Origin of the sequence: Pseudooceanicola nanhaiensis DSM 18065 (genome assembly GCF_000688295.1) — a bacterium.
In the GTDB taxonomy this organism is placed as follows: Bacteria; Pseudomonadota; Alphaproteobacteria; order Rhodobacterales; family Rhodobacteraceae; genus Pseudooceanicola; species Pseudooceanicola nanhaiensis.
Genome location: NZ_JHZF01000007.1, coordinates 1 through 5539, shown reverse-complemented (window position 1 = coordinate 5539; position 5539 = coordinate 1). Strand labels below are relative to the sequence as shown.

At 51.8% G+C, this 5539-nt stretch carries 2 protein-coding genes; both read right to left on the bottom strand.

Going from position 1 to position 5539, the window contains the following annotated elements:
* Nucleotides 1-248: 248 nt before the first annotated feature.
* Nucleotides 249-2231, bottom strand: a complete 1983-nt coding sequence (locus Q344_RS25965; protein WP_156954601.1) for a rhamnosyltransferase WsaF family glycosyltransferase — start codon at nt 2229-2231, stop codon at nt 249-251.
* A gap of 425 nt (nt 2232-2656) precedes the next feature.
* Nucleotides 2657-5098, bottom strand: coding sequence for an alginate O-acetyltransferase AlgX-related protein (locus Q344_RS25960; RefSeq protein WP_156954600.1), 2442 nt, complete (start codon nt 5096-5098; stop codon nt 2657-2659).
* Between the last annotated feature and the right edge of the window lie 441 nt (nt 5099-5539).

Genomic DNA, 5539 nt, shown 5'->3' with positions numbered 1-5539 from the left:
ACACCGCGCTCGGCATACCCGTCACGGAAGCTGTGGGATAAGTCTGTCCGGGGAAAGGGGAACCTCGGCGTTCAGCCGATTTGTGCAACAGAGCCTCTGCATCGCCATCGTGGACCGCTTCAACGCCACCGTCACCGTAGAGATCGTCCGCGTAACCTAAACTCAGCGGGCTAAGGGGGCCGTCACGCCTCAGGCCGGAGTAATGCAGCAACGCCTTTCTCTGACATAGTTCTCGCAGCAGTCGTCATCTACTGGCTATGAGTCCTATTCCTAGCTATGGGTGCTTCCGAATTGCGTGCTTCTTCGATGACCTCGGCCATAAGGAAAAGCGCCTCAGCGACGCAAGATGCAGGATCAAGGCGGCGGGCTTCAAACGCATTGTCATAGCGCTTTTCGAAGTCTTCTGCTTCGGCGACGGCTTTCTGGAAGCCGGAGACGATTGATTCCACCGTCATATCGACGGGGACCAGATTTCGATTCTGATCGGAAAGCCACAAGTCATCCCTGAGGTCAGTGCGGTTTGTGACCGTTGTTAAACCATAAGCAGCCATCTGAAAGTGAACAATCCCCGGATGAGGCGTCGTGATGACTGAGACCCCGACGTCACCCGAGAGCAAGAAGTCCTCATAATCAGCTTTAGGCATCTTCGGAAGCATACGCAATTTGCTTGAGCCATTCAGATCAATCGCCTCTTTGAACGCCAAAGACCCGATGGAATAGAACTCCCAATCTTCATCCAAGAAGATCCCGCGTCGGGTCGCCTGTCGCAAAGCGAATACAAGCGTTGCAAAGTGATTCCTTGCGGCGTGCCCTTCAGGACGCCCATACATTATCAGACGGCGCGTCGTCTTGTTTCTTTGCTTCTTTAGAAAATTTTCTCGGTTCACCGGGAGCGGGGATATTGGGTTTTCGATGCTCGCGTAGCGGTACTCGTCTCCTGCGACTTCAAATACTGAGGTTTTTACGCGAAAATACTCAACAAGTTTCGCCGAGTTGTACACCGCGATGTGAGGAAGGAGAAAGGAGCGTTCCGTGAAGCTTCGCAAATCATTGTTTGAGTGGAAATCGGATTCCTCTTCTTGTATAAAGAAAACAGGCTCGCGTCCTAGCCGACGGGATATCCGTGAAGCGATTGGGTGAAGCTCCGCGCAGTAGGACATCACCAAAAAGTTCTCAGGCACCTCTACCCGTCTTTTGGCTGGGTCAAGCTTCTGAAATCTTGAGAATAGCCCGAAAATGTTTGGGGCCTTCAACCTCATGCGGAGCAGGTTGTTTGTGTATACCCCAGAATCCCCTTGATTTACAACGAGCAGATGCAACTCTGCTCCGGTCCGTTCACGGAGTTTGGCAAGGAAGTCGTAGAATGCCATGTACCCGCCAAACAAGATCTCTGGGAGGAAATGTGGAACTAGGACTAGTATGCCGCCAGATTCTGTTGATGGCGAGATTACTGCATCCACGCTGCTGTCAAAAAACTCCAAAGCGTTAAGCATGTCCAAGCCCGTTAGATGAGTAATGCCTGGTAAACTCGCCTCGAGTGCAATGTGGGAGGCCCTTGCCGCTTCCGCCTCTCTTCTATCTTGCAGTTCCGCTAGATATGCGTTATGCGTTATAACGGATCGCATTTCGCGCCCTCGAGTTCTCAAGAAGTGATCAAAAGCCGAGTAGAGGTCACCGTTCTTCAGTACATCAGAGACATCTTTATTGTGGTCTAAGTACCCCGCTTCCGAGAAGTCCGCTGAGGGAGAAATGGCGTCCTGCCGAGCTCGGTCAAAGTAATAGTCGGAAACATCAATATATGATTGAGACTTGTCCCCGTAGGTATTTTTTATGAATTCTCGATCTAGTGCTAGGTATATTGTTCGTATACGTCGCGCATCTTCTGCGGTAAAAGATATGCGGTTGCTCTCGCCTATGCCGTATTCAATAAAGTGTTTAAAGGCGAACTCCGCGGAATCCGTCATAAGTTTTTTCTTCACATCTTCATTTGCTGCCCTGTAGAGGATCTCTGAGAATTCGTCATTGGGGTCGTGTCCGATTCTCGCCCCTCGGCGAACATAGAAGTCCAAGAGTGACTCATGTTTCTTTTTTTCCTGCATGATGGAGTGAGTGTATGTCTTTTCGTACCACTCTTCATCAAATGACAGCTCTAGTGACTTAATAAACTCCCGCGGGTTCTTCGCCATTTCGCCCCTCGCCATTCGGTCTCTGTTTCTTGAGGTTCTGAGCATTGTCATTCTTCTCGTTTTTGCGATTGACTGTTCCCAGGATAATGGCTCCGCCATACTGAAAACTGATATTATAGACTTGCGTCGTTTTGGCTTTTTCGGTGAAGCTCCCGCCACTCCGTTCCCTCTCACATATGTATGGACCGTCTCCCGTGCTGATTCGGCTTTGTGAGGTACGCGCGACATCTGAGCGGAATCGGCACAGCTCCAACATCAGAAGCTCAAGCGTATCTCTGATGGTGTTAGAGTGCCTGCTAGGGGCCCAGTCACGCCACCCAGAGCGACGTATTTTCTATTCTTCCTGCAGTGTCCAACGGCTCCGCAATGATCTCCATCCCGTATCATCGTTTGGTTTGAGGTTGAACCCTCTCTAGCGAGGAGACGAAGTGCGACTATTCAAGACGGATCGCCAGGCGGCCGATGAATTCTCAGGCGTTTTTCAGTAAAAACTCGGTAAAGTAGGCGCTCTCAGTGGTTTTCCCAAACATCGTCATGTGGCGCTCTAGAACCTGCGCGGCCTCACGATACTTGCCACCTCGGCTCAGGCAACGGATCTTCGTGATCCCACCCATGTCCGTTTCAGGTAAGATGTCGCACTCACCCGCAAGTAGGCCAGAGTCTACAGCCTGAGCGAGGACACCAAGCAAAGTCTCTTGCCGATAGTGACCCGAGAGCACAGCCCTAATCGCGTCTCGCACGGCACCAGTGTGCTTGGAGGTTCGCGCAAAACGTACTCGCGCAAGTGCTGCGGGGCCGATTGCGGAGCCGAGTGACGGGGGTACGACCTCAGAATCTACCAGTTCCGAAAGCAGAGTCACCAGCGTTTTAATTGGCCCCGGAGGGAGATCGAAAAACGCAGGATGCGTTTCTTGATTCTCAGTGCGCATGGAGTGCGTGCACAATACGCTGCCGGCAAGCGCCATATTGGGAAAATGGAGAAACCGTTCGGGCATCTCCATGAAGATCCGCTCAGGTTCAACTAGCCGAACGAGCGCCTCGTCAACCGCAGTACTATAACAGAACACAACCTCGCGGAAATCACTCGTGTAGGCCGGAATGAGGTGATCTGAAAATGAAGTGCCAAAACAGAGGACTCGACCGCCGTGCGCTCGCGGGTTCATGTAGATCGAGATGCGACCGTTATTCATGACGTTGTTGCAATACAGGTGTATAAAGTGAGGGGCCCGACTCTGGGATTGCAGGATTCTCTTCTTCTTGATCGCTGCAGCCGCGTCTCCAGTCATAAGATCAGCAGATTCTCGATCTATACTGGGCGTGTAGGGCGGTGTAAAATTGCCCTCAAGCCCATGGGATAAGCGCACAGCCTTGTAGCATGCGATCGCTGCATGCTCAGTGTAATGAGAATCCCGTCCAGTGTAGACGGGTATTCCTTCGGAACGGAGCGCCATCAATTGATCAATGGGATAAATGATCGGCTCATTCAGGGCGGTTAGGAGACTATTAATCGGCCTATTCTCAACGACCCTGAAATTGTCGGGAAGGAGATCGCCATAAACAACGTGAGCTTCAGGAATAATTAATGTACTGTAGGGCGCTCCAGTGCGCTCCAGTGCCCGAAAGTTGTGCCGGTGAATATTCACTGCGCTGGTTGAGATCTTCTTTTCACCAGAGAAGTATTTCGCGATGCTATTGGAGTCGGGCCCGCCAAGAAAAAGGAAGCCGTCCTTTCCTAAAATAGCTTTGTCAGAAATATTTGCTTGAGGGTCAAGCTTCTGAGAGATCGCGGCTGCTAATTCTTGATGATGTTCTTCGGATCGAACTGGATCCTGTGCGAGTGCGTCGGCAATTTTGGGTGCGAGCGACGTCATAAGTGACCGGCGCTCGTCGCTTGCCTCGGCGAATAGTTTCTCCCACATGTTCCAAAAGAGCTTCTGCGATGTTTCGCTGGGCCCGCGCGAAACATCAACAAATTCTTCATTTTCCGCACGGTCGCGTGACAAGTATGTAAAAGATTCTCCGAATGCCTCAACAGCACAGGCGTTGTCTTTGGCGAAAATTTCCTGAGCCTCTTCTACATTCTTTTTGGAAAGGATCAGCTGCGGCCTATTTTTCATAAGGCTGAACTCCGGAATCCGCATGCAGATGTCCAGAACCAATGCATTCTCATTTCGACCCAGCGCGCTTCTGTTAATAGAATACAGTAGCGTCAGAGCTTCGCCATTGAGGCTTGGATTAACTTCCGACTCAGTCTTGATGCACGGCGAGCGTGTGCCGGCGATCCTGTCAGTGTGTGCTAGAAAATCTGCTGTGATGTCATCTTCAAAAAGATTCGAACGGTTGTATAGTGCGATTACTGAGTTTTTGATCGGGAGTTTGCTCTGGATCTTATGATAAGCCATCGCAGACAGGTAGGGCTCTTTGCTCATGTAGCGGACGCAATTGGCGAGAGTCGGGCGTGAGCCGCTCTTTATAAACTGACCGAGCGCCGAGCTTATCTGGTCTACTTGCGGGCGAAAATACGTGACTGTAGATATGTCTCTTCTCGTCTGGGCCAAAAACTCGACAAGCCAAAGCCATTCCGCCTCGCTAAGGTTGGAAAACCACTCGGTCGACAGCAGAACAACCTCATCCCTGTCAGCGTCTTTGATTATAGACAGAAGCGCTTCGGCGTCTTGAAAGAATCTTTCCTCCGGAATACCGGAGGCGGTCGCGCGATTACGCTTGGAAGCGGCCATTGCCAATTCATACGCATTGCCCATAATTGGATCGGCGAATCTGGCACTCGGATTTCGGAGCTGCGGGTAGTACAGGCCCGCCTCCCGTAACCGATCGACATTCTTGCTCAACGTGTGCTGCAGCGCACTTGAACCCGTTTTGGGACCACCGCAATGGATGATAATGTCTGGCAATTGGACCTCCTGTTGGGCGGATCAGGCGCACTCATCATTCCTATATAGACATCAGAGCCGGGCGGGAACTATTCATGTTCTTGAACATCGCGGAAGCTATGCCAGTCTCTGGGCTCCTGCAAGGGCTCCCTTCGACGGCTTCCGTGCAGTGCTGTGCAGGACGAAGGCACAAGCATCTCGGGCCGCGAATGCTGTGGGTCGTGAGGCCGCCGACCCCCCCTAGGTCTCCTAAAGCTTGATGATCACGCCGCAGTGTTTGATTGGATCCGTGTAGCGTGGACGCCTTCTTCGCTATTTGGGAGGCAAGGAGGCATGAATAGCCTTGAGTTTTTTAGACGCCCTTCTGGGCTCTGTTGCACAAATCGGCTGAACGCCGAGGTTCCCCTTTCCCCGGACAGACTTATCCCACAGCTTCCGTGACGGGTATGCCGAGCGCGGTGT